Origin of the sequence: uncultured Parvibaculum sp. (assembly GCF_963975745.1) — a bacterium.
Lineage (GTDB): Bacteria > Pseudomonadota > Alphaproteobacteria > Parvibaculales > Parvibaculaceae > Parvibaculum.
On sequence record NZ_CAXBIB010000008.1, the window covers coordinates 26,138 to 48,443 of the forward strand.

A 22,306-nucleotide genomic window follows, 5' to 3' on the forward strand; every position below is an offset into this window, starting at 1 on the left:
ACCGCCATCTTCGCGCTCCGGGCCGGCAAGACCGAGGCCCATCCGTTCCGGAGCCGAATCAGTCTAGCGCCGCTTCGAAGCGGGGCAAGCGGTCAGGCACCGTAGCGCCGCTTCAGAAGGTCATAAAGCGCGCGGACGCCCTGCGCCTCGCCACCGACGGGGCGCCCGGGTTTGGCCTTCGGAGCCCACCCATAGATGTCGAAATGGACATAGGCCGCGGCCCGCTCGACAAACCGACGCAAAAAAAGGGCCGCCGTGACGGAGCCGGCAAACGGACCATCCGAGACATGGTTCACGTCGGCAATCTTGCTATCGAGCCAGCCGTCATAGGGCCGCCAAAGCGGCATACGCCACACGGGATCGGACGTCGCTGCCGCCGACGAAGCAATCTCCGCGGCAAGACCCTCTTCATCGGTATAGAAGGGCGGCAAATCGGGCCCGAGCGCCGTGCGCGCGGCGCCGGTCAGCGTTGCCATGTCGATGATGAGATCAGGCGCCTCACTGTCGGCCTCGGCCAGCGCATCGGCCAGCACCAGCCGCCCTTCGGCATCCGTATTGCCGATCTCGACGGTGATGCCCTTGCGGCTCTGCAGGACGTCGCCAGGCCGGAAGGCATTGCCGGCGACGCTGTTCTCGACCGCCGGTATCAGGACACGCAGCCTGACATCGAGCCCCGCCGCCATGACGAGTTGTGCCAACGCCAGAACACATGCAGCACCGCCCATGTCCTTCTTCATCAGCAGCATGGCGCTTGAGGGCTTGAGATCGAGGCCGCCTGTGTCGAAGCAGACGCCCTTGCCGACAAGCGTTACACGGGGCGCATCGGCCCTTCCCCAGCGCATGTCGATCAATCGCGGTGCAACGGTCGACGCGCGGCCGACGGCATGGATCATCGGGTAGTCCGCGTCGAGCAACGCGTCGCCAAGGATCACGTCGCATGTAGCGCCATGCGCGCCGGCAACGGCTTCGGCGGCGGCCGCAAGATCGGCTGGCCCCATGTCGGCGGCAGGCGTGTTGATCAGGTCGCGCGCCATGAAGGTCGCGGCAGCGATTCGGCTGATTTCCTCCCCGTTAACGCCCTCGGGCAGAATGAGACGCGGCCAGTCGCGCTTGCTGCCGCTGTAGCGCGTGAAGCGATATGTGCCGAGCGCGAATCCGAACGCCGCATCGGCCGGCGCGCCGTGCAGCGCACCTGCCAGCCGATAATCGCCCTGCGGCAGCGCCGCCGGCAGGGCCCCCGTCAGCAAGGGGTCCGAGCCGTCGCCAAGGCCGAGAAGGACGCCGGCAAGGCCCCCCGAGCCATCCGGCAGCAGCAGCACCTTGCCGGCCTCGCCCTTGAAGCCCGACGTCCCGACCCAGGCCGCGGCCGCCCCGGCATGGCTGGTGCACCAGTCTTGCACTTCGCCGCTACGGACCTGCCAGACCGGCGTTGCCGCCCCATCCTTGTTCGAAATGAATATGTCGAGCACTGCCAGCCTGTTCGCCTCAATGGCAAGAAGGAGATGATTTCGCGTTGCCGAAACCTTATAGAGAGGCCAGAGAGGCTGCAACGGCAGTGCACGCGGCCGGGGCACGGATATCGGGAGAGTGACATGGCGGCGCCTGAATTCGCACTCGTGATCGGCGACAAGAACTGGTCGAGCTGGAGTCTGCGCCCCTGGCTGCTGATGCGGCAGGCGAGTGTGCCTTTCGATGAAATCCGCATCCGGTTGCGCCGGGCCGACACCAAGGCCGCGATTCTGGCTGTATCCCCCACCGGTCTCGTCCCGGCGCTCAAATGGCGCGGCGAGACCATCGTCGACTCGCTCGCGATCTGCGAGACCATCGCCGACCTCTTCCCGGCGCGCAAACTGTGGCCTGCCGACGCGCTGATGCGCGCCGTCGCGCGCGCGGCCGCCGCGGAGATGCATGCGGGGTTCGGTGCCCTTCGCCGCGACATGCCAATGGCGATCCTCGATCGTCATCCGGGGCAGGGTCACACCGACGAGGCGCTGGCCGATGCCGGACGTGTCGTGAGACTGTGGTGCGACCTGCGATCACGGTTCGGGCGGCAGATTCCAGGCGATCAGGGATTTCTGTTCGGGCACTTCACGGTCGCGGATGCCATGTATGCGCCGGTTGTCACACGCCTTCAGACCTATGAGGTCGATCTGGCAGCTCTCGGCGATGACGGCCAGGCTCGTGCCTATATGGATGCGGTGCTGACGCTGCCGGCGATGCGTGACTGGATTGCCGGCGCGGAAACCGAAGAAAAGGCCAAGGCCTAGCCGGCGACATCCTCGTCGAGATCGGGATCGAGGAGACCCTGTTCCCGGTAGTAGCGGGCAGCGCCGTCATGAAGCGGAACCGGCAAGGACAGGATGGCCCGCGCCGCTACGTCTTCCGGTTCGCCCGGCAAAAGTCCCGGCATACTGACGATCGAGAGCAGCATTCTGTTGCCGGGGCGGAAAAGCGCCTGCGTGATGTCATAAATCAGATCGGCGTCGCTGTCCTCGTTGACGATCCAGATCATCGACACGCTGAGGGTTGCCGTTTCCGGCACGAAACGAAAGACACCCTCGGATATCACAAGCGGCTGGAAATTGGCGTTGGGGCCGGTCAGCTTCAGCGCATCGTCACTGTCAATGGGCACGATATCGATCGATCCACGATCGGCGAGACTGCGAATGATCGGCGAGGGCAATGCGTCGACAATAAAAAGCGCATCGAGTTGCCCGCGCAACATCAGGTCAATCGCCGTTGCCGTGTCATGTTCCGAGATACTGACGCTCCGCCGCCCAAGATCGTGGGCTGCCAGAACCTGCAGGGCCGCCTCCTGTGTGCCGGACCCCGGCAGGCCAACGGAAACGCGCATCTCGCGCAGATCCGCCACGCTGCCGATGTTGGCGCCGCGACTCGCGGCAAGATAGACGGCTTCGCGATAGACACCCGCGATTGCCCGCAGATTGCGGAACGGCTTTTCGCCGCGGAACGGGGCCTCGGCACGGGTCGCCAGATCCAGGACCGGTGCGGCGACAATGGCCGAATCGAAGTGACCGACGCTGACGGCGCGTACATTGGCAACCGGCCCGGCCGACGACTTCGCCACCGCCACAAGACCCGACACGCCACATGGCAGGCCGCGCTCGCAACGCGGACTTCCAGGCGGACGGCTGATCGCCGCCGCCAGTCTCTCGCCCACCGCAAAATATTCATCGCCCACGGCGCCGGTGCCGATCTGGAAGAATGTGACCTTGTCGGGCTCGTCCTCCAGACTCACCGGCGGGTTCCAGTAGAGCAGCGCTGCAAAACCCGAGACCAGCGCGAAGGCCAGGGCCAGCAGGAGCGGTCGGGCCGGCACCTGCACGGACGCCAAAGTGCCGATAATTCCGTGAATCTTCTCAATCGGTTTCCGGGGGTCCATGGTCCGTTCCAGCGGCGCGCAGAGCGCGCCAAATCCGCCAAATCGTTCAATTCTTATAATTAATCTTTTCTTGAGGGGTCTGTCTCAAGATCAGTTCGAGCATGACCCACGATATGCCGGTCCGCCACATCATCCTGACCGAACCGGGACCCGAATGCGATGAAAAGCCTGGTCGATATCCCTCATTCGTCCCGTCGCGGCCGTCGCTGGCTCGCGACGGCCACACTCTGTTCGGCCATCGCCCTTGTTGGCGGGTGTGCCAGCACCGGGAGCGATGCCGCCAGCAAGAGCCCCATGGAGCAGACGCAGGGCCGCATCGACGACCCGGCGCTGCGCAATGCGGCGGTCGAGTCCGTCAAGACACAAGATTATGTCGCAGCCGCCGCCTATTGGGGCACGCTATACGAGCGCGATCCGGATCACGCCGATTCCGCCGTCAACTATTCGCGCGCCTTGCGGCAAATCGGGTCGGTGGCGCAGGCCATCAGCGTGATGCAGCGGACCCATATCACCAACGACACGAATGCCGACGTGCTGGCCGAATACGGCAAGGCCCTGACGGCGGGCGGGCGGGCCGATCAGGCCGCTGCGATGCTGAACGAGGCGGCACGGCTCGAGCCGAAGGACTGGTCCGTTCACTCCGCTCTCGGCGTCGCGCTGGATCAGATGGGGCTCTACGATCAGGCCCTGAAGCACTACAACGACGCGTTGGCGCTTTCGCCCGACAATCCGTCCGTTCTGACGAATATGGGCCTCTCCTATGCGCTGAGCGGCGATCTCGACCAGGCCGAGCGGACGCTGCGTCGCGCGGTCGCGGATTCGCGCGCCGAAGCCCATGCCCGGCAGAACCTCGCCATCGTTCTCGGCCTCAAGGGTAATTTCGACGAAGCGGCACGGCTTGCCCGTGCCGATCTGCCGGCCAGCGTCGCCGACGGCAATATCGCGTATCTTCGCGACATGCTGTCCCAGCCCGCGCTGTGGCAGCAGATGAAGGAGATCGACGGGCCGTCGAACCCCGCACCGGCTGAGAGGCAGTCGAGGCGCAACATTGCGCCGGCCGATCTCGTGTTGTCGATGCCGCCGGAGACGACGACATCGATTCCCTGAGGTTCCCTGCTCGACCGCGACCGCAACAAGGAAAAGAGCGCCCGCTCCGATCGGAGCGGGCGCTCTTTTTCCTGAAGGACGGGCGCATGCCGAAGCGTCAGCCAGCGGTCGCCTTGATGATGGCCGGACCCAGAATGACGCCGAACAGAACAGGCAGAAAGAAGACGATCATCGGCACGGTGAGCTTTGGCGGCAGGCCCGCTGCCTTCTTCTCGGCTTCAGACATGCGCATGTCCCGGTTTTCCTGAGCCATTACGCGTAGCGACTGTCCCAGCGGCGTGCCGTAGCGCTCGGCCTGAATCAGACTTGTGGCAACCGCCTTGACCCCGGGCAATCCCGTGCGTGCGGCCAGATTCTCATAGGCCTGACGCCGCTCCTGAAGATAGGAGAGCTCCGCGGTCGTCAGGCCGAGTTCCTCGGCCAGCTCGACCGACTGATCACCGATTTCGGTCGCCACCTTCTGGAAGGCCGCCTCGATCGACATGCCCGATTCGACACAGATCAGCAGAAGATCGAGCGCGTCCGGAAATGCCTTGCGAATGGAGTCCTGCCGGCGCGCGATGATGTTCTCGACGAAGAGGCTCGGCACGTAGAAGCCGACAAAGGCCGCCGCGCAGGAGCCCGCAAACCGCGCCATCGGCGGCAGACCAAAATCGTTGACGAAGGCCAGATAGAGCAAGGTCAGCACGAAGAGGATCGGCGGCATGACAAAGCGGAAAAAGACGAATGTGTACATCGGCCCCGGTCCGCGAAATCCGGCCTGCCGCAGTTTTTCCTTTATCGCCGTATTCTCCAGAACGTTGCCGCGTGCAAATCGCTCGACAACATCCTTGATGAAACCCTTTGATGTCTGCCGCAGGCGGGTTTTCTCCTGGGCCAGGCTCTCGCGCGCCTTGGCGCGCATCGCCTCGCGCTCCGTCGAGACATATTTCATGCGCGTGCCCAGCCGATCGCTCGCCAGCATGGGCGCCGTCAATGTCAGAATCGTCGCGAATGCCGCGACCGCCGTCAGCAGCATCACGATGTTTTCGAGGTTGAACATCTCCTGAAGGAGCGAGCCCATGGCGTGTCCTAAAACTTGAAGTCGATCATCTTCTTCATCATGAAGACGCCGATACCCATCCACATAAGACCACCGACAATGATCATGTTTCCAATGGTCGTCGAGAAAAGCACGCTCATATAGTCAGGCGTCGTGATGTAGATCAGGGCCATCACGCCAGGCGGCAGGGATCCGATGATGCCGGCCGATGCCTTCGCTTCCTGAGACATGGCCTGAATCTTCCCGCGCATCTTCTTGCGCTCGCGCAGCACTTTCGACAAGTTGCTCAGCGCCTCTGACAGATTGCCGCCTGTCTTCTGCTGGATCGAAAGAACGATCTGGAAGAAATTGACCTCGGCCAGCGGCATGCGCTCATAGATGCGCGCCAGACTTTGCTCGAGCGTCACACCCACCTTCTGACCTTCGACAATGCCCTGAAACTCACTTCGCACCGGCTCGGCCGCCTCGGTCGAGATCAGTCGCAGGCAGTCATTGACCGGCAGCCCCGATTTGACGCCGCGCACAATCACGTCGATCGCATTGGCAAATTCCTCGACAAAGGCCTTCTGCCGCCGCTTGATCAGGTAGGACAGCACCCATCGGGGCAGGCCGAACGCGGCCGCAAAGCCACCAAGTGCCGCAACGGGCAGCGACAGTCCCGAGAGCATCATGAGACCGACCGCAAGGGTCCCGGTAACGGCGCTCAGCACATGGAAGGTGCGCGTCGTGATGTCGAGGCCGGCTCGTTCGATTCGGGTTGCAAGCGAGATCCGCCTCTTCTTCTCCTGCTGCTTTTCCTCAAGCCCCTTCAACGTCTCCTGCATCTGCTTTCGACGCTTTTCGTTGTTGTCCGAATCACCTTCCACCGCCGGGAGACGTGCCGTATTCCCGCGCGCCACACGCGCAACCCGCTTCTGCGATTCCGTCTTTCCGCCGACAAGCAGGAAACCGACCGCCGCAATGCAAAGCGCGGCCAGCATCGCGATCCCGAAAACCATCAGCGTCGTCTGATCCATGACGCCTGCCCCGCGCTAGCCCTGGGCGCGGTCGAGCGCCGCCGCCAGAGCGTGATGCTGGTTATAGTATCGTGCGCGATCCCAGAATGCCGGCCGTGCGATGCCCGTCGACTTGTGCTTGCCGATAATGCGGCCGTTCTCGTCCTCGCCATCCATCTCGTAGACGAACAGGTCCTGCGTGATAATGACGTCGCCCTCGGTTCCCAGCACCTCGGTGATATGCGTGATGCGGCGCGAGCCGTCGCGCAGACGCGCGGCCTGGATTACCACATCGATGGATCCGCAGATCATCTCACGAATTGTCTTCGACGGCAGCTGGTAGCCCCCCATCGTGATCATGCCTTCAAGACGCGACAAGGCTTCACGCGGACTGTTGGCGTGAAGCGTTCCCATCGATCCATCATGACCGGTATTCATCGCCTGAAGCAGATCGAAGGCCTCCGGGCCACGCACCTCGCCGACGATGATACGCTCGGGCCGCATGCGCAGGCAGTTGCGCACGAGTTCGGTCATGGTGACCTGGCCCTGTCCCTCAAGGTTCGGCGGGCGCGTTTCGAGTCGCACAACATGAGGCTGCTGGAGCTGCAATTCGGCAGCATCTTCACAGGTAATCACGCGTTCGTCTGTCTCGATGAAACCGGTAAGGCAGTTCAGCAGTGTCGTCTTGCCCGAACCCGTGCCTCCTGAAATCAGGACGTTGCAGCGGACCTTGCCAATGATGCCGAGGACTTCGGCGCCCTCCTGCGAGATCGAATTGTACTGAACCAGATCGTTCATCATCAGCTTGTCGCGACGGAACTTTCGAATGGTCAGCGCCGGTCCGTCGATCGCGAGCGGTGGAACGATGACGTTGACACGACTGCCATCCGGCAGTCGCGCGTCGCAAATCGGACTCGATTCGTCAACCCGGCGTCCGACCTGACTGACGATGCGCTGACAGATGTTCATCAGCTGACTGTTGTCGCGGAAGCGAATATTGGTCAACTCAACCTTGCCATTCACTTCTATGAAAGTGCGCTCGCAGCCATTGACCATGATGTCGGCGATGTCGTCGCGCGCCAGCAGGGGTTCGAGCGGGCCGTAGCCGAGGACGTCGTTGCAGATATCCTGAAGCAGGGCCTCCTGCTCGGAGATCGACATGACGACGTTCTTGATCGACAGAATTTCGTTGACGATGTCGCGAATTTCCTCGCGCGCGCTCTCGGCATCGAGTTGGGCCAACTGCGTGAGATCGATGGTGTCGATCAACGCATTGAAGATCGTCGTCTTGATCTGATAGTAGTTTTCGGACCGGTGATCGGATGCGCGCGCCGTTGGCTTCGCCGCCGCGGGCTTTGCAACCGGCGATTTGGCAGCAGGCGCCGAAGCGGCAGCAGGTGCCGCCGACGTCTCAGCGCGCGCCGCAGCCGGCTGTGGCACCACAGGCTTGCGCGGGACCGGTTGACCTTCGTTCCGCCTTCCAAACACGAGCGATTACCTCCGGCTCATCCCCTGCGGGACAGAAAACTGAAAATCGAGGACGACCTCGCGCCCTTTGTCATTCGCGGCTCACGGCCGCTAAGCTGGCCGGCAAGGAAACGCAGGCCTTCGGCCGTCTTTCCCTTCGGATCGAGTTCTTCGATCATCTGGCCGTTATTGGCCGCGGTACCGAAGAGTCCGGGATTGAAGGGCAGCACCAATGTGGGTTCTGCGCCAACCGCTTCCGCGAAATCCTTCACAGGGATCTCCGGACGTTTGGGAACTCCGACCTGATTGAGGACGATGTGGGCGGCGTTGTCGTTCGGCCTCGCATTGCGCGTCAAATCGAGCATGCTCTTGGCGTTGCGCAAGCTGGCGAGGTCTGGCGTCGCGGTGATGACAATCTCGTCGGCTGCGAGCAGTACGCGCTTGGTCCATGGCGCCCAGACATGCGGCAGATCGACGATGACGCAAGGCACGCCTTCGCGGACGACGTCAAGAACACTTTCACAGGAGTCGCCATCCATCTCGAAATCGCGATCGAGGACGGCCGGCGCCGTGAAAAGACTCAGACGGTCGGTGCATTTGACGAGCAACCGATCGAGCAGGACATCGTCAAGTCGCTCGGGGGCGGTCAGCGCGTCCGCGATGCCTTGGGCCGGATCCTGATTGAAGTCGAGCCCCGCCGTACCGAAAGGAAGATCGAGATCGGCAATGATGACGTCCTCGTCCATACCAGCCGATATGCACCAGCCGATATTGTGTGCAAGCGTGCTGGACCCGGTCCCTCCCTTTGCGCCGACAAAGGCAATCGTGCGGCCGATGGGTGGCGCGTCGGGATCGATATAGAGACGGGACACCGCCTCGATGACAGTCATGGGATGCAATGGTGCGACGAGATATTCGTTGACACCTTGACGGATCATCTCGCGATAAAGCGAAACATCATTCATGTGGCCGATAACGACCACCTTGGTGCCAGCATCACAGACTTCCGCAAGCTCGCCCAGTTGCGCAAACAGCTCCGGCCCGCCGGCGCGGGCCTCCACCATGATGAGATTCGGAGTCGGCGACTGCCGATATTGCTCGATAGCTGCGGGGATACCGCCCATGTGAACGGTCAGATGCGCCTTGGAAAGGCGGCGGTCCTCTCCGGCGCGCTGAATCGCGCTGCCCGACGACGGCTGCTCGCAAAACGCATGAATAGTGATACGCGGCACCGGCTTCATCACCGTCGACCCATCGTTGTCGCCGGAAACCGCTGCAATCGGAGCCGCCGGACCGGGTCGAGCCGGTGTGTCCGCCATCGGCGGCGCTTCGTCGATGATTTCTTTCTGCGCGGCGTTTGTCATTGGTCCACCTTGCTCACAGCGCCGGAATCCTGATCGGACCGGGCGGTCGCCGTCGATTCGCCCTGGCGATACTTCTCAAGCACCGTATTACGACGATCGGCATCCGCCGGCGTCATTTCACGGGCTTTCAGCAGATCGGCCGGATCGGCGATCATTGCTGCCAGATTGTTCTGGGTGGCGCAGCCAAAATTCGGCGGCGGCACGTTGGCGTAGTCTGCGGTCAGGCTTTTCGACCAGTCGCCACAATTGCTCGCCTGAGCCACATATCGCTTGAAGGAAAGGATCAGCGGCGCCGACCGGTCTCCGGCGGAGGCGCTGTAAGGCGTATAGGCCAGAGCATCGCCGGAGACGCCGCGCTCGGCCAACGCGTCGCGTACATCGGCGAGCACAGCCGTGGCCGATCCTGCATTCGGCGAGCCGGATGGCGTGGAAATCGTTAGCGGCCCATGACCGCGTGCGCGGTAGTCCCCAGCAAAACCGGCAACAGCGACGCGATCCGCGGCTGTCAGGCCAGGCTGGCCTGGCGGGATGTCAATATTGAGCGTCGCAACATCCGACAACACCGAGATCGGGTGGACGCGGCTGACATCGTATTGCGCCTGATCGGCGCCGTTGAATCCGCCACAGGCCGAAAGGCCCAAGGCGAAGGCCACGAGAAGAGCTTTTTGAAAGGACCTGCTGATGTTCATTGTCATTTTCCTCTTCGGTCCACCCATCAATCCACGATGAATCCGACCGGGCCCTGCAACGCCTTGTCCGACGGCGCCGCGCCTCGCGCCCCGTAGGTCGCGTTGAGACGCCCCATCAGGATGGTGTCGAGATCGCTTGCCGGTGCAAAGCCGTCGGTCGGCAGCGCCAGCTTGTCGCGGGACGTCGGATCGACGAGATAGGGCGTCACGATGACCACCAGTTCAGTCTCATTCTTCTGATAGTCGCGGCTGCGGAAAAGCTGACCCAGCACCGGTACGTCCATGGCACCCGGCACGCCATCTATGTTCTGACGCGTCGAATCCGAGAGCAGACCCGCCATCACGATCGACCCGCCGCTCGGCAGTTCAAGGGTCGTTTCGGCGCGGCGCACCTTCAAGGCCGGCACCGTAACGCCGTCGCTGTTGGAGCCTTGGAGGAGGAAGGCACCTTCCGCGGACAGCTCGCTGACCTCGGTCGATATTCTGAGACTGATGCGGCCTTCGCTCAGCACGACCGGCGTGAAGCTGAGGCCGACACCGAAAGGCTTGAACTCGAGCTGGATATTGCCATTCTGGTCACGGGAGGTCGGAACGGGGAATTCGCCGCCGGCCAAAAACTTTGCCGACTCGCCCGAAATCGCCGTCAGATTGGGTTCGGCCAGCGTGCGCAGCACGCCCGTCCGTTCAAGCGCGCGGATCGCCGTGCCGATCGAGCCGTCACTGCCGCTAAGTTGCGTTCCATTGGTCGAGAGCCCGCCCAGTGACTGCCCCTGAAGGCTGAAGGCATTGGAAGTCGCAAGACGCAGCGCGAAATCGCCGAAGTTCGCTGCGGTCGACAGATCGACGCCGAGCTGCTTGATGACAGTGCGCTGCATTTCGGCAACCGTCACCTTGAGCATCACCTGCTCCTTGCCCTCGATGCCCAGCATGTTGAGCACCTGCTCCATCTCGCTGCCGATATAGCGAGCGGCCAGATCGTGCGCTTTGCTTGCTTCCGACGCATTGGCGACCATTCCGGAAAGAACAACATGGTCGTTCACGGCCTGCACGTCGATGCGTGATTTCGGAAAGTACTGACGCAGGGTTTCACGCAACCCTGTCAGATCGCGCGCCACCTGAATTTCGAGATTCAGGATCTGCTGTCCAGCCTCATTGAAGAAGAAGGCATTTGTCTGGCCAACGGCCATGCCGATCAGATAAGTGCGTTTGTTGGTACGCACAACCGCGTCGACAATGGCAGGATTGGAAACCAGGACATCGCGTGCCGCCACGGGCAACTCGACAATCGCCGCCTTGTTCAGGCCGAGAACGATACTCCGTGAGCCTTTGCCAATGCCGCCCTGGTCTATCTTGACCAGGCGTGCGTCGTTGGCGGTTGCACTTTCGGTCGGTCCCGAGACCAGTACCAGCGCACAGAGCGAGGCCCAAAGCAGACGCTTCAGATGTCGCCATTCGAGGAACGTGTTCATGCCTGACATCATCGTCCTACCTCACACGGACCGTCTGCGCCGTGCCGTAACGCACAACCTTGACAACCGACCCACCTTCGCCCGCCTGCAACGCCTCGTCGGCCCGGCCTTCGTCGCCCATGCTGCGCAGCGAGAGAGCCAGACGGCCCTCGGCTTCGGCAACTGCCACCAGTTCGACCTGAGCTGGTGTGAGCTCGAGCGTCGCCGTCTTGCCGACTGCGACCTGCTCGCCGGCCTTTTCATTGAAGCGTTGATCGATCGCCAGCACCCGCACGTTGCGCAGGATTGTCTGGCCGCGCTGAACGTCGACAATGTCGACCCGGTCATTGGGAAGAACGAAACCACCGGCGCTCGTCTCCGGCGTAATCCGGATGGCGGTGGCCCGCATACCCGGCGCGATCAGCGCCGACATGAAACCTGCTCCGGTCAGGGACACGAGCTTGTCGGCGGTCACAGGTTCACCCCCCAGAATGGATGAACGCACGACGGCGCCGTCATAGTCGTCCATCGCCATGGGCCTCGCCGATTGTGTGATATAGGCGCCGTTGAGCGATGTTTCGGGCCAGCGCTGCCAGCGCAGATCCGATTTTCGAATGCGCTGTCCGACTTCCATGTTCTGAACGGCCACCAGAACTTCGGTCGTCGGCTCTTCGACGACCTTCGTTTCGACCGGCGCGTCCTTGCCCGAGGATACAAGCCCACGCGCCAGAAACGCCGCGAGGCCCGCGGCGACCAGCGCCAGAACCAGAACTCCAATGCGTGCGGCGTTCACTTGCCCGTTCCTTTCATCATGCAGACAAGCGCGTCTGCGTCATTCTCATGCGGCCGAGGCCGCCAGTTCGATCCAGATCGTGCGCGGCAAAACAATCAATCCAGCCGTGGCGAGCGCAATGCCATAGGGAACGCCGGCGGACTGGTCGTGCAGACGCGCGATCCAGGCTCGCCGCCAGAGCAGTTCCGGCAATGGCAGGCGACGCAGGAAGAGCAGCGCCAATGTCAGGGCGCCGCCGGCAAGCGCCGCGATCAGGAGATAAGCCAGAAGATCCTGCCAGCCGATCCAGAGTGCCACCGCGGCAACAAACTTCGCGTCGCCTCCGCCAATCCAGCCAAGTCCAAAGAGAACCATGCCGACGAGAAGCATCGCCACACCGGCCGCCATGTGCAGGCCTATCTGCTGAAGCGACAGGCCGACCAACGGCGCCATCAGCACGAAGGCTGCGACAAGCGCAATCGTCAGGCGGTTCGGTATGGTCATCGTCGTCAAATCCCACAATGCGCCAAAGATCATGGCGATGGAAAAGACGGCGAGCGGAAACATGTTCAACACGGAATTTGCCCGTTTCCCCGAGTTTGCCTTGCGCTCCACATGGAGCCGGTGCCGACGGACAAGGCGTCCGTCTGTACCTTCGGATAGTGATCGGGGACCGTAAATTTGAGGTAAAGATCGGCCTGCGACAGGCCGCAGAACGATGATTTGCCAAAGAAATACCGGCCCGGCGTTGGGCCGATGGAAGGCACAAGAAAGCCGCCAGACCCGGCAAGGCGTCTGGCGGCTCGCTCTTGGAAGACGGCCCCGGCAAGACTGCCGGAACCCATTCCCGAACTGCACTCTTACTCGAGCGCAGCCGCGATTTCGTCGAAGCGGGCCGTGAGGCCATCGCCGATCAGGCCCACGGCCGTGATGATGACCACGGAGATGCCGGCAGCGATCAGACCATATTCGATCGCGGTCGCACCGGACTCGTCTTTGACGAACGACTTCAGAAACTGGCTCATGAATAAGCCTCCTTACACCATTGACTGTCGACAGCACCAACCCTTGTCCGCCGGCAAGCGGCGGCAGGGCGCCCTTTCGGACTGACGAGCAGCTTAGGGGGCCAATCTTACCCAAACGCTAATGATTACAGTCCATTTCAGACAAGTTGTATAATAAATCGGACTATATGAACTATAGATTTCCATTTTACTTGGTGGACAATAAAGCAGGCGGTAGAGACCGCTATTCCGTCTCCGCCCGATCAGTCGCGGCAAATTGGAGTATCGTTACTCGTCGGTTAACGGCCCGCTCTCGCAGCCTTGAGATCATCAGGGAACGGCGCCGGCCGGTGGAACCGCGCCAGCCCGTCGTGCAACCGGAATTGCCTGGATCCGACTAGTCGGCACCGGCGAGGCCGCGAAGGGCGGCTTCATCCCTGATGACGAGACCGGGGTAATCGCGCTCGGCGATACCGCTGCGTACCAGTTCCGCTATGGCGCGGGCAACAGCCTCTTCCGTCGTCGAGATGCGGTCCGCCAGGATGCGATGCCGTGGCAGGCGGGCGATCAGCAGCGCATCCTTGCCGTTCTTGTCGACATGTGGCTCGGCCAATGCGAGAAGCTCGATATAGAGACGCTGGGCGCCGGTACCCTCCACTGCCCCGTCGCCTGCCGAGACCGAGGACGGGCCCATCGCTTCCTGCCCGCGCAGCAGTCGCGCATATTGACAGAGCAGCGCACGGGAAACAGATTCTTCGCGGGAAAGCAATTCGGCGAAACGATCTTCTTTCATCGTTGCGACAAGTCCGTCTTCTCGCGCGATGACCGTGAGGTCGGATTCAGCGATGCCGAACACCGACATTTCGCCGAACTGGCCGCCGGCGCCCACATCCTTGTAGGCGACACGGCCGGCCAGGCCGGAAATGCGTGCCAGGCGGACAGTACCGCTGACGACGAACATCACACCGCCGGCTTCGCCGCTCTGCGCCGTGTTCACGACGATCTCGTCCTTTGCGACAGTTCGCCAGTCACATTCCGCGGCCAGAAGCGCCAGTTCGCGCGGTGCCAGGCCCGCGAAAATCCGTATGCTCGACAGGGAATGGGGCGCGCTTGCCGATGCGTCCTGCCCGCTTCGCACCGCACCTGCCATGCACCACTCCTCTGGCTCGATCTTCCACAATCGGCGACAGCCTAGAGAGCCCTCTTTAATTGCCCGTTAAAGAGGGCTCTCCGCATTTCTGCGGTCAACAGATCGTTCATTCCTTGCCGGTAGTGTTTTGGCAAGGACGACCGTAACGGTTGCCTCACCTTCGAGAAGATGGACCGGAACATGGTTGCAAGAGATCGACTCAAGCGTGCCACCCGCGCGGCGGCACTCGGAATCGGACTGGCGGCGCTGGCCGCTGGCGGCGCGCACGCGTCTGACTTTCTCGTCGAGATGAACAAGTCGAAGGCGTTGCACCTGCCCAGGCCGGTTGCAACGGTGATGGTTGGCAATCCGGCCGTCGCCGATATCACCATCGAAAGTGCGAACCTCGTCTATGTAATGGGCAAGGCCTATGGCCGCACCAATCTCGTCGCGATGGATGCCGATGGAAAGCCGATGCTTGACCTCAATGTCAGCGTTGTGTCGCAGAACAGGTCTGCGGTAACGCTGACGCGCGGGGCCGGCCAGGTTTCCTACAATTGCACGCCCCGTTGCGAGCGCGTTCCGGACCTTGGCGACGATCCGGAAACCTTCGACGTGCTCATGAAGCAGCGGAGCGACGCGGCCGCCGCCAGCGGTTCACCCGGCGCCAGTGCGCCTTCTGCCGGCGGGCCCCTGTACTAGGGGCCTGTCGGTCAACGTCAAAAAGAAAGCCGCTCCTTCAGAGCGGCTTTTTCCTTGCCTGGCCGTTACCCCGGCGACTGGTCGGGCCGAGCGCCTATTTGGTCAGACGCAGATTCGACAATGCCTGTGCGATCGACTTGAAGACATCGGTCAACTCATCGGCCGTATTAACATTGTAATACATACTCGGATGGGTCGCACAGTTCTGCAACAGAGATGCGTTGCCGTTGATCAAGCGCACCGTATAGACGGTGATCCCGGTTTGCTTGATCGCATCGCAAACCATCTCCGTCCGCACATCGACGCCCGAGCAATGCGAACTCCCGTTGCACGAACCAATTCCTTCCCGGTAGTAGGTATTCACGCCATCGGTCATGTAGACCATGACCTTGTCGAGCTCATCCGGGTCGGCGGCAGCGGCATTCGACAGCACCGCACCATGCGTCAGCATCTGCCAGCCCCAGACGAAGCCAATCGTCGTGTTCGTCGCGCCGCCTGCGACCATCGCATCGATCTCGTTGCGGAGCATGTTCCAGTCGGTCGAGAGCGGTACAATGGGACGCAAACCGCAGTATCCATTGTAGGGATCGTTCTGATTGGCGGGAAAGAGCGTCGCGTCGCTTCCGGAAACCGGTGCGGCGATCGATACGTCATAGTCCTGATCGCGGTCGATCACGCAGCCCTTCCAGCTGCTCTTTGAAACGCTGCGCGTATCCTGCTCGCATACCCAGTTCTTGTTCTTTCCCTTTCCCTGCCATCCGCAAGACTGGGTCGGAAGATCCCACGACCATTTGAGCCAGGGTTCATTTACCTGACTCGGACCCACATTGACGTCGACCGTGAACGGAACGATGCCGATCCGCACATCACCCGGACTGACGGCCGCCGCAGAAACGGTCGTGATCAGATCCTTTGCCGCCGACTTCAGAACCGTCAGTCGGCCACCGGAGTTCATCGATCCGGTGTTGTCGAGTACCAGGACGACCTCGAGCTTCTTGCCATGTCGCATCACTTGCGAAGTGGCGCCGATCTTCAACGTGTCGATGCCGACAATACCCATGATCGTTGTCGGCAGATCGGCCGATACCGAAATGTCGACGGTTGTCTGGCTGTCGGCGACCGAGATGGTACCCGGTACGCCAAGCTTGCTGGCGGGGTAGTTGGCATCGAAATAGGCCTGCGCGAGCGCCTGAACCTCCTCGGCCGTCATACCGCTGGCCGTGCCGACGGCGAGGGCGGCAGCGTCCAGCGCCGAAGCAAGCCGCGTCTCGACGATGTAGGCGCGCGAAATATCGACGGCCGCGCCGGCCGCGGCGGCTATGGGGATCAGGGCAATCGCGAAGATCATTGCGAAATTTCCCCGGCGGTCGGCCGCCCATCGACCTACGAAACGGCGCAGAAGCCCGAATGCCCCCAGATCGGCAGTGTCGCGTTGTGCGGCTGTGTCCATCTGAACCACCTGAACGGCATTACCCGTCAAACGCAGCGGAACCATTGTCCGGGCGCCTGATCGTTACTCATTTCTAGTGCCTGCGTTGTTAAGGAGACATGAAGCGGCATGGTTAATGCGCAAACGCTTACACTTTGGTAACGGCGCAGAGCTATCAAGAGGGTTGGCTCGGCGGGGTTCGCCGATGTGAGGACCGCAGATGGACCGGACAAGCAAACCAAACGCCCGTAACCGGTGCCGGTGGCGCCGGGACGAAAGCGGTAGCGTGGCCGTCGAATTCAGCCTGCTTGCAATTCCCTTTTTTGCCCTTCTGTTCGCGATGATCGAAACCTGCATCGTCTATTTTGCAACGTCGAACCTTGACAGTGTGGTGGCCAATGCCGGCCGGCTGGTGCGGACAGGGCAAGTTCAGGCGGCAGGCCTTTCCGCCGGCGATTTCAAGGCGATGATCTGCGACCAGGTGACCCTGATCAGCGATTGTGAGGGCGGCCTCTATATCGATGTACGGAACTTCAGTTCCTTCGGCGGCGTCAGCTTCCTTCCCCTGATCGACGAGGACGGCAATCCGTCCGGCGACACGCAGTTTCAGCCAGGTGGGTCGGGCGACATTGTGGTGGTGCGTGCCTATTATTCATGGGGCGTGATGAGCCCGGGCAGCATCGGACTTTCCAATCTTGAAGGCGGCGGACGCCTGATTGCGGCCAGCGTGGCGTTTCGCAACGAGCCGTTCGGCGACATGCTGTCGTCGGGCAGTTGAAGACGGGATCGTCATGCACGAGCGATCAAACGTAGTCGGAGAAAAAGCGGAAAAGCGCGGCGCGATATCGCCGCTGCATCGCTTCATCCATGATTACAAGGGTCTCGCTGCCGTCGAGTTCGCGCTGATCCTGCCGCTGATGATCGCGTTTTATTTCGGCGGCATCGAGATGACAAACATGCTTGTCGCCAACCGGCGGGTGACCGCCGTCGCCTATACGGCGGCCGACCTGACCGCTCAGGCGGCGTCGCTCAACGATTCCGACATCGCCGATATCTTTGCCGCAAGCGCCACCATCCTTCAGCCCTTCAGCACGGCGCCCCTGACCGTGCGCATCAGCAGCGTCGTGGCCAATGCCCAGAATGTCGCCCAGGTCGCCTGGAGCGACGGGTTCCAGATTTCGCCGCGTGCCGTGGGTTCGACGGTGACGCTGCCGGCCGGGCTGACGACGCCTGGATCGAGCGTGGTCTTCGTCGAAACCGCCTATGGCTATGCCTCGCCAATCGGCGAGATGGTCGCGGGTACCGTCGAATTCACCGAGACTGCCTATATGAAGCCGCGCCGGGCGACCCAGATCAGTCGCACGAACTGATTTCGCCGCTGCGGCAGCTTGTTAACCATATTTCCCGAAGCGCTGTAGCAAATCTGCCGCATCTGTGTCCGACGGTATTGCGGGTGCTTGCACGCCGCCGATGATCGGGCCAGATCGGAGCACCCGTCGTCGGTGCGGCCGAGCCGGCAGCGATCCACGTCCGAACTCGCTAAACATCTGATTTTACGTCATAATCCGGCTGGCGGAGGGAGAGGGATTCGAACCCTCGATACGGTTTCCCGCATACACGCTTTCCAAGCGTGCGCCTTCAGCCACTCGGCCACCCCTCCTGCAACACCTGAATATCCGGCGGCAGCGGCCGGCACTATACGCAACGGGGGCCCTGAATCAACTGGCATACGTCCATTAGGGCCTTGATATGCCATGGAAGTTTTCATCACTGTGCTTGTTTGGCACACTCGATCCGGTTACCGTTCCCGACGCTGTTTTTAACCGCCGAGATTGGGCTGGGGGGCTCGCGCCATGGTTGTGTTTCGTCTGATCGGACTTCTTTTCATCATCGCTGCCTTGATGGCGCTGGGTTCGGATGCCTTGCTGTCGCTCGAAGAGGGCGCGGTCAAGATGCGTTCCTTCAGCGATCTGTGGATCCTGATCAATCAGGGCAGCCATGACTGGTTTGCGGGATGGATCGACTCCGGCGCGCCGGAGGGCCTTGTCGAACCGCTGAAGACCGCCATGAGCTACCCGTCCTGGGCGGTGCTTGGCGTCATCGGCGTTGTGCTGGCCGGCCTTCTGGCACTTCTGCGCCGCGCGGACTGATTTCGTCTATACAGTCCAAAACAAAGAGCCGTCCGGACCCACTCGTCCGGACGGCTTTTCGCTGTCCAGGACCCGGCCATGGCGCCGGGCTGAAAGGCCGGGTCAGTTGGCGTCCATCTTCAGCGCCGAGATGAAGGCGTCCTGAGGGATTTCGACGCGGCCGAACTGGCGCATCTTCTTCTTGCCCTCTTTCTGCTTGTCGAGCAGCTTGCGCTTGCGGCTGACGTCGCCGCCATAACATTTCGCGGTCACATCCTTGCGCATGGCTGCGATGGTCTCGCGCGCGATGATGCGCCCGCCGATCGCCGCCTGGATCGGGATCTTGAAGAGGTGTTTCGGGATCAATTCCTTCAGCTTCTCGCACATCACGCGGCCGCGCTGTTCGGCGCGGCTCCTGTGCACGATAGTCGCCAGCGCGTCGACCGGCTCGTCATTGACCAGGATCGACATCTTGACCAGTTCGCCGGGCTCGTAGCCTTCGATCTGGTAGTCGAAACTCGCATAGCCGCGGCTGACCGATTTCAACCGGTCGTAGAAATCGAGCACGACTTCGTTCAGGGGCAGGCGGTAGACCAGCATGGCGCGCGAGCCGGCATAGGTCAGATCGATCTGGTGTCCGCGCCTGTCTTCGCAGAGCTTGAGCACCGCGCCCAGGAACTCGTCGGGCACCAGAATCGTCGCGCGAATCCAGGGCTCCTCGATATGGTCGATCTTCATCACATCCGGCATGTCGGCCGGGTTGTGCATCTCGGCAATCGACCCATCGGTCATATGAAGCTGATAGATGACCGACGGCGCGGTGGTGATGAGGTCGATGTTGAATTCGCGTTCGAGACGCTCGCGAATGATTTCGAGATGCAGAAGGCCCAGAAAGCCGCAGCGAAAGCCGAAACCCAGCGCGGCTGAGGTTTCCATCTCGAACTCGAAGCTCGCATCGTTGAGGCGGAGCTTGCCCATCGCCTCGCGCAGATCCTCGAACTCGGCGGCATCGACCGGAAAGAGACCGCAGAAAACGACCGGCTGCGCCGGCTTGAAGCCGGCCAGCGCCTTGGCACATGGGCGCTTTTCATCCGTCACCGTGTCACCGACGCGGGTGTCGGCCACCTCCTTGATCGAGGCCGTGAAAAAGCCGATCTCGCCGGGTGTCAGCCGCGCGACGGCTTCCTTCTTCGGGCGGAAGATGCCAACATTGTCGATCGTGTAGGCCCCGCCCGTGCCCATCATCTTGATGCGCTGCCCCTTCTTCATCTCACCGTCGATGATGCGCACCAGCACGACGACGCCGAGATAGGCATCATACCAGCTGTCGACCAGCATCGCCTTCAACGGCGCGGAAAGGTCGCCCTTCGGGGGCGGCAAACGGTTGACGATCGCTTCGAGCACGTCCGGGATGCCGATGCCGCTTTTTGCGGAAATCTCCACCGCTTCCGATGCATCGAGGCCGATCACGTCCTCTATCTGCTGGCGCGTCTTTGCAGGCTCCGCCGCCGGCAGGTCGATCTTGTTGAGCACCGGCACGATCTCGTGATTGACGTCGAGTGCGTGATAGACGTTGGCCAGCGTCTGCGCCTCGACGCCCTGGCTCGCATCGACCACAAGTAGCGAACCTTCACAGGCCGCCAGCGAGCGGTTGACCTCATAGGCAAAGTCGACATGGCCGGGCGTGTCGATCAGATTCAGCTCGTAGACTTCGCCATTGGCGGCCTTGTATTCGAGGCGAACCGTCTGGGCCTTGATGGTGATGCCGCGCTCGCGCTCGATATCCATCGAATCGAGCACCTGCTCCTTCATTTCGCGCGCTTGCAGCCCGCCACAGAGCTGGATCAACCGGTCGGCAAGGGTCGATTTGCCGTGGTCGATATGGGCGATGATCGAGAAATTGCGGATATGGGAAAGGTCGGTCATTTGGCCTGAAAGGGGCTAGGGGCGCGCTTGGGCGTCCGCCATATAGCATTGGCGAGCGATTAAGCCAATTAGCCCTGCCACTCAGCCCGGCGCTTCTCCATCCAAGCCTTGACCCCTTCCTTGTAGTCGGGGTGCCGGATCATCTCTTCCAGCAGCCGCTCGGCGGCCACGACAGCGCCGGCCGCGTCCCGGTGGAGGTCCATATAGATCTGGCGCTTGGTCTCCCGCAACGAGCCCGGCGACACGCCGTCTGCCATGGCGCGGGCATAGGCCATCACCTGCGGCATCAGCTCGGCGGGCGGCAGCAGCTTGTTCAGGAACCCCATTTCCATCGCCTCTTCCGCGGTGAAGACACGGCTCGACAGCAGAATGTCGTTGGCATGGGTCAGCCCCACGATCCGGGGCAGCACCCATGAAAGGCCGAATTCCGCCGGGAAGTTGAACCGCCCATGGGCAGCCGTGAATTTCGCGCCGGGCACGCAGAAGCGCAGATCGGCGAAAGCCGCCAGCACCAGGCCGACGCCTGCCGCCGCACCGTTGATGGCGGCGATCACCGGCTTCGTCAGGCCGAAATGATAGGCGAAAGTTGCGTCAAACTCCGGCGCGACACCGAAGCCCGGCCTTGCGATGTCGTCCGTGGTGCCGCTGTCGTAGCGGCCCTTTTCCGAATGACCTTCGAGGGCGGCCATGTCGGCGCCGGCGCAGAAGGCCTTTCCTTCGGGATCGCCGGTGACCACGATCACACGCACCTTCGGGTCGCGGTCGGCCTCGGCCAGCACCCAGCGATATTCGGTGTGCATGCGGCCCGTCCAGGCATTGCGGCGTTTCGGGCGCGACAGTGTGACGGTTGCGATGCCATCGGCGATTTCGTAGCGGATCGTCTTCAGTTCCATCAGTCCTGCTCCCCGCCCTCGACAAACATCCGGACCGCCAAGACGATTTTCTCCGGTTGTTCCGGTAGCATCGCATGACCGGCATCGGGCAGCTCGACCAGCGTCACACGTGCGCCGAGCCGCGCCTTCAGATCATGCGCGTTGGCGGGCAGTGCAATCGCGTCTTCGAGCGCCTGCACGACAAGCATCGGCTGGCCGCCGGCTTCCCACCAGTCCTCGACCGGCGTGCGGCGCACAGCCGAGGATTGCATCAGCATCACATCGCGATGCCAGCCGTCGCGCCAGACTTCCGGATCGTTGCCCTTCGCGAAGAAGCCGTAGCGCACGCATTCGATATGCTCCTCCGGCGACAGATCTTCATCGAAACAGCCGACAAGCGCCTTCAACGCCGCTTCGGGAATTTCGATCAGTCCGCCGCAGGCGAGCAGCACAAGCCGGGAAACGAGCGGTGCGTGATCCGCCGCCGTCGTTCGCGCCAACCGATTACCAAACGCATGCCCGACAAGCGTGACAGGCGCATGGGCCTGCGTTTCGATGACGGCGGCGACATCCTCGGCGAGATCGTGCAGCGTCAGCCCGTCCATCGGTCCGCTGCTGCCGCCGATCCCGCGCGGCTCCGGCAGGGTGACGCAACTGCCCGCCTCCGCCAGCGCGCGTGCTATTTCGTCAAAATCCGAACCGGGGCGGCCGAGCGATGCGAGCATGACGATGTGCGGACCCGATGCCGGACCGCCGATGCGGCCGCACAGGCGGATATTCGCGCCGTCCTTGTCGAGTCTGCCGATTTCGTATGGCTCGAACTTCACC

Annotated in this window: 22 protein-coding genes and 1 tRNA gene; 6 read left to right on the forward strand and 17 right to left on the reverse strand. The window is 62.1% G+C overall.

The features are described 5' to 3' along the window. Nucleotides 1–92: 92 nt before the first annotated feature. Entirely contained in the window at nucleotides 93–1,469 is a 1,377-nt protein-coding gene (locus AAC071_RS07990; RefSeq protein ID WP_339831507.1) for a leucyl aminopeptidase family protein, read from the reverse strand. A 123-nt stretch (nucleotides 1,470–1,592) separates the two neighbouring features. On the opposite strand from AAC071_RS07990, the gene AAC071_RS07995 reads away from it, so the two are divergent. Next, on the forward strand, nucleotides 1,593–2,267 hold the full coding sequence (locus tag AAC071_RS07995) for a glutathione S-transferase family protein (protein WP_339831509.1): 675 nt from the start codon (nucleotides 1,593–1,595) through the stop codon (nucleotides 2,265–2,267). Here the strand turns inward: AAC071_RS07995 and AAC071_RS08000 are convergent. After that, nucleotides 2,264–3,403 carry a TAXI family TRAP transporter solute-binding subunit gene (locus AAC071_RS08000; protein ID WP_339831511.1) on the reverse strand — a complete coding sequence of 380 codons (1,140 nt, stop codon included), beginning with the start codon at nucleotides 3,401–3,403 and terminating at the stop codon, nucleotides 2,264–2,266. The genes AAC071_RS07995 and AAC071_RS08000 overlap by 4 nt on opposite strands. Before the next feature lie 159 nt (nucleotides 3,404–3,562). On the opposite strand from AAC071_RS08000, the gene AAC071_RS08005 reads away from it, so the two are divergent. After that, on the forward strand, nucleotides 3,563–4,510 hold the full coding sequence (locus tag AAC071_RS08005) for a tetratricopeptide repeat protein (protein ID WP_339831512.1): 948 nt from the start codon (nucleotides 3,563–3,565) through the stop codon (nucleotides 4,508–4,510). 97 nt (nucleotides 4,511–4,607) lie between these two features. Here the strand turns inward: AAC071_RS08005 and AAC071_RS08010 are convergent, their stop codons facing one another. The 10 genes from AAC071_RS08010 to AAC071_RS08055 all read right to left on the reverse strand — a co-directional run bounded on the left by AAC071_RS08010 (nucleotide 4,608) and on the right by AAC071_RS08055 (nucleotide 14,441). After that, nucleotides 4,608–5,573, reverse strand: a complete 966-nt coding sequence (locus AAC071_RS08010; protein WP_339831513.1) for a type II secretion system F family protein — start codon at nucleotides 5,571–5,573, stop codon at nucleotides 4,608–4,610. A gap of 8 nt (nucleotides 5,574–5,581) precedes the next feature. Then, nucleotides 5,582–6,568, reverse strand: a complete 987-nt coding sequence (locus tag AAC071_RS08015; protein ID WP_339831514.1) for a type II secretion system F family protein — start codon at nucleotides 6,566–6,568, stop codon at nucleotides 5,582–5,584. Nucleotides 6,569–6,583: 15 nt separating this feature from the next. Further along, a complete protein-coding gene (locus tag AAC071_RS08020; protein WP_339831692.1) occupies nucleotides 6,584–7,990 on the reverse strand; it encodes a CpaF family protein in 1,407 nt (468 codons plus the stop codon). Between the two features lie 62 nt (nucleotides 7,991–8,052). Further along, nucleotides 8,053–9,378 (reverse strand): AAA family ATPase, encoded by a 1,326-nt coding sequence (locus tag AAC071_RS08025; protein ID WP_339831515.1) that lies wholly within the window; start codon nucleotides 9,376–9,378, stop codon nucleotides 8,053–8,055. Then, nucleotides 9,375–10,067 carry a CpaD family pilus assembly protein gene (locus AAC071_RS08030; protein WP_339831516.1) on the reverse strand — a complete coding sequence of 231 codons (693 nt, stop codon included), beginning with the start codon at nucleotides 10,065–10,067 and terminating at the stop codon, nucleotides 9,375–9,377. The genes AAC071_RS08025 and AAC071_RS08030 overlap by 4 nt, the downstream gene beginning before the upstream one ends. A gap of 26 nt (nucleotides 10,068–10,093) precedes the next feature. After that, the gene (locus AAC071_RS08035; RefSeq protein WP_339831518.1) at nucleotides 10,094–11,536 is read right to left on the reverse strand and encodes a type II and III secretion system protein family protein; all 1,443 of its coding nucleotides are present in this window, start codon (nucleotides 11,534–11,536) and stop codon (nucleotides 10,094–10,096) included. Nucleotides 11,537–11,552: 16 nt separating this feature from the next. Then, on the reverse strand, nucleotides 11,553–12,308 hold the full coding sequence (gene cpaB, locus AAC071_RS08040) for a Flp pilus assembly protein CpaB (protein ID WP_339831519.1): 756 nt from the start codon (nucleotides 12,306–12,308) through the stop codon (nucleotides 11,553–11,555). 45 nt (nucleotides 12,309–12,353) lie between these two features. Then, nucleotides 12,354–12,854, reverse strand: a complete 501-nt coding sequence (locus AAC071_RS08045) for a prepilin peptidase (RefSeq protein WP_339831695.1) — start codon at nucleotides 12,852–12,854, stop codon at nucleotides 12,354–12,356. Nucleotides 12,855–13,147: 293 nt separating this feature from the next. Further along, nucleotides 13,148–13,312, reverse strand: coding sequence for a Flp family type IVb pilin (locus tag AAC071_RS08050; RefSeq protein ID WP_339831520.1), 165 nt, complete (start codon nucleotides 13,310–13,312; stop codon nucleotides 13,148–13,150). Between the two features lie 376 nt (nucleotides 13,313–13,688). Continuing rightward, nucleotides 13,689–14,441 carry a Crp/Fnr family transcriptional regulator gene (locus AAC071_RS08055; RefSeq protein ID WP_339831521.1) on the reverse strand — a complete coding sequence of 251 codons (753 nt, stop codon included), beginning with the start codon at nucleotides 14,439–14,441 and terminating at the stop codon, nucleotides 13,689–13,691. A gap of 180 nt (nucleotides 14,442–14,621) precedes the next feature. Here AAC071_RS08055 and AAC071_RS08060 point away from each other — a divergent pair, with 180 nt between their 5' ends. Then, nucleotides 14,622–15,122: a pilus assembly protein N-terminal domain-containing protein gene (locus tag AAC071_RS08060; RefSeq protein WP_339831523.1), complete on the forward strand. Its 501-nt coding sequence runs from the start codon at nucleotides 14,622–14,624 to the stop codon at nucleotides 15,120–15,122. A 94-nt stretch (nucleotides 15,123–15,216) separates the two neighbouring features. On the opposite strand, the gene AAC071_RS08065 is transcribed toward AAC071_RS08060, so the two are convergent. After that, nucleotides 15,217–16,470, reverse strand: a complete 1,254-nt coding sequence (locus AAC071_RS08065; RefSeq protein ID WP_339831524.1) for a VWA domain-containing protein — start codon at nucleotides 16,468–16,470, stop codon at nucleotides 15,217–15,219. Between the two features lie 367 nt (nucleotides 16,471–16,837). Between AAC071_RS08065 and AAC071_RS08070 the strand changes: the two genes are divergently transcribed. Continuing rightward, complete coding sequence (locus AAC071_RS08070; RefSeq protein ID WP_339831525.1) at nucleotides 16,838–17,329, forward strand: TadE/TadG family type IV pilus assembly protein; 492 nt, start codon at nucleotides 16,838–16,840, stop codon at nucleotides 17,327–17,329. A 13-nt stretch (nucleotides 17,330–17,342) separates the two neighbouring features. Next, entirely contained in the window at nucleotides 17,343–17,921 is a 579-nt protein-coding gene (locus AAC071_RS08075; RefSeq protein WP_339831526.1) for a TadE/TadG family type IV pilus assembly protein, read from the forward strand. Between the two features lie 200 nt (nucleotides 17,922–18,121). Here AAC071_RS08075 and AAC071_RS08080 read toward each other — a convergent pair. After that, nucleotides 18,122–18,211: transfer RNA gene (locus tag AAC071_RS08080), tRNA-Ser, on the reverse strand. Between the two features lie 193 nt (nucleotides 18,212–18,404). On the opposite strand from AAC071_RS08080, the gene AAC071_RS08085 reads away from it, so the two are divergent. Further along, on the forward strand, nucleotides 18,405–18,701 hold the full coding sequence (locus AAC071_RS08085; RefSeq protein WP_339831528.1) for a hypothetical protein: 297 nt from the start codon (nucleotides 18,405–18,407) through the stop codon (nucleotides 18,699–18,701). Nucleotides 18,702–18,803: 102 nt separating this feature from the next. Here AAC071_RS08085 and lepA read toward each other — a convergent pair whose 3' ends face one another. From lepA to AAC071_RS08100, 3 genes are all read right to left on the reverse strand, one after another. Then, on the reverse strand, nucleotides 18,804–20,606 hold the full coding sequence (gene lepA / locus AAC071_RS08090; RefSeq protein WP_339831529.1) for a translation elongation factor 4: 1,803 nt from the start codon (nucleotides 20,604–20,606) through the stop codon (nucleotides 18,804–18,806). 68 nt (nucleotides 20,607–20,674) lie between these two features. Then, nucleotides 20,675–21,499 (reverse strand): enoyl-CoA hydratase-related protein, encoded by an 825-nt coding sequence (locus tag AAC071_RS08095; RefSeq protein WP_339831530.1) that lies wholly within the window; start codon nucleotides 21,497–21,499, stop codon nucleotides 20,675–20,677. Beyond that, complete coding sequence (locus AAC071_RS08100; protein WP_339831532.1) at nucleotides 21,499–22,305, reverse strand: alpha/beta hydrolase; 807 nt, start codon at nucleotides 22,303–22,305, stop codon at nucleotides 21,499–21,501. Before AAC071_RS08100 ends, AAC071_RS08095 begins: the two co-directional genes overlap by 1 nt. Between the last annotated feature and the right edge of the window lies 1 nt (nucleotide 22,306).

Coding starts and splice junctions, on each gene's coding strand:
- AAC071_RS07995 (WP_339831509.1), top strand. CDS start 1,593: ATGGCGGCGCCTGAATTCGCACTCGTGATCGGCGACAAGAACTGGTCG.
- AAC071_RS08000 (WP_339831511.1), bottom strand. CDS start 3,403: ATGGACCCCCGGAAACCGATTGAGAAGATTCACGGAATTATCGGCACT.
- AAC071_RS08005 (WP_339831512.1), top strand. CDS start 3,563: ATGAAAAGCCTGGTCGATATCCCTCATTCGTCCCGTCGCGGCCGTCGC.
- AAC071_RS08010 (WP_339831513.1), bottom strand. CDS start 5,573: ATGGGCTCGCTCCTTCAGGAGATGTTCAACCTCGAAAACATCGTGATG.
- AAC071_RS08015 (WP_339831514.1), bottom strand. CDS start 6,568: ATGGATCAGACGACGCTGATGGTTTTCGGGATCGCGATGCTGGCCGCG.
- AAC071_RS08025 (WP_339831515.1), bottom strand. CDS start 9,378: ATGACAAACGCCGCGCAGAAAGAAATCATCGACGAAGCGCCGCCGATG.
- AAC071_RS08030 (WP_339831516.1), bottom strand. CDS start 10,067: ATGAACATCAGCAGGTCCTTTCAAAAAGCTCTTCTCGTGGCCTTCGCC.
- AAC071_RS08035 (WP_339831518.1), bottom strand. CDS start 11,536: ATGAACACGTTCCTCGAATGGCGACATCTGAAGCGTCTGCTTTGGGCC.
- AAC071_RS08045 (WP_339831695.1), bottom strand. CDS start 12,854: ATGTTTCCGCTCGCCGTCTTTTCCATCGCCATGATCTTTGGCGCATTG.
- AAC071_RS08050 (WP_339831520.1), bottom strand. CDS start 13,312: ATGAGCCAGTTTCTGAAGTCGTTCGTCAAAGACGAGTCCGGTGCGACC.
- AAC071_RS08055 (WP_339831521.1), bottom strand. CDS start 14,441: ATGGCAGGTGCGGTGCGAAGCGGGCAGGACGCATCGGCAAGCGCGCCC.
- AAC071_RS08060 (WP_339831523.1), top strand. CDS start 14,622: ATGGTTGCAAGAGATCGACTCAAGCGTGCCACCCGCGCGGCGGCACTC.
- AAC071_RS08065 (WP_339831524.1), bottom strand. CDS start 16,470: ATGATCTTCGCGATTGCCCTGATCCCCATAGCCGCCGCGGCCGGCGCG.
- AAC071_RS08075 (WP_339831526.1), top strand. CDS start 17,343: ATGCACGAGCGATCAAACGTAGTCGGAGAAAAAGCGGAAAAGCGCGGC.
- AAC071_RS08085 (WP_339831528.1), top strand. CDS start 18,405: ATGGTTGTGTTTCGTCTGATCGGACTTCTTTTCATCATCGCTGCCTTG.
- lepA (WP_339831529.1), bottom strand. CDS start 20,606: ATGACCGACCTTTCCCATATCCGCAATTTCTCGATCATCGCCCATATC.
- AAC071_RS08095 (WP_339831530.1), bottom strand. CDS start 21,499: ATGGAACTGAAGACGATCCGCTACGAAATCGCCGATGGCATCGCAACC.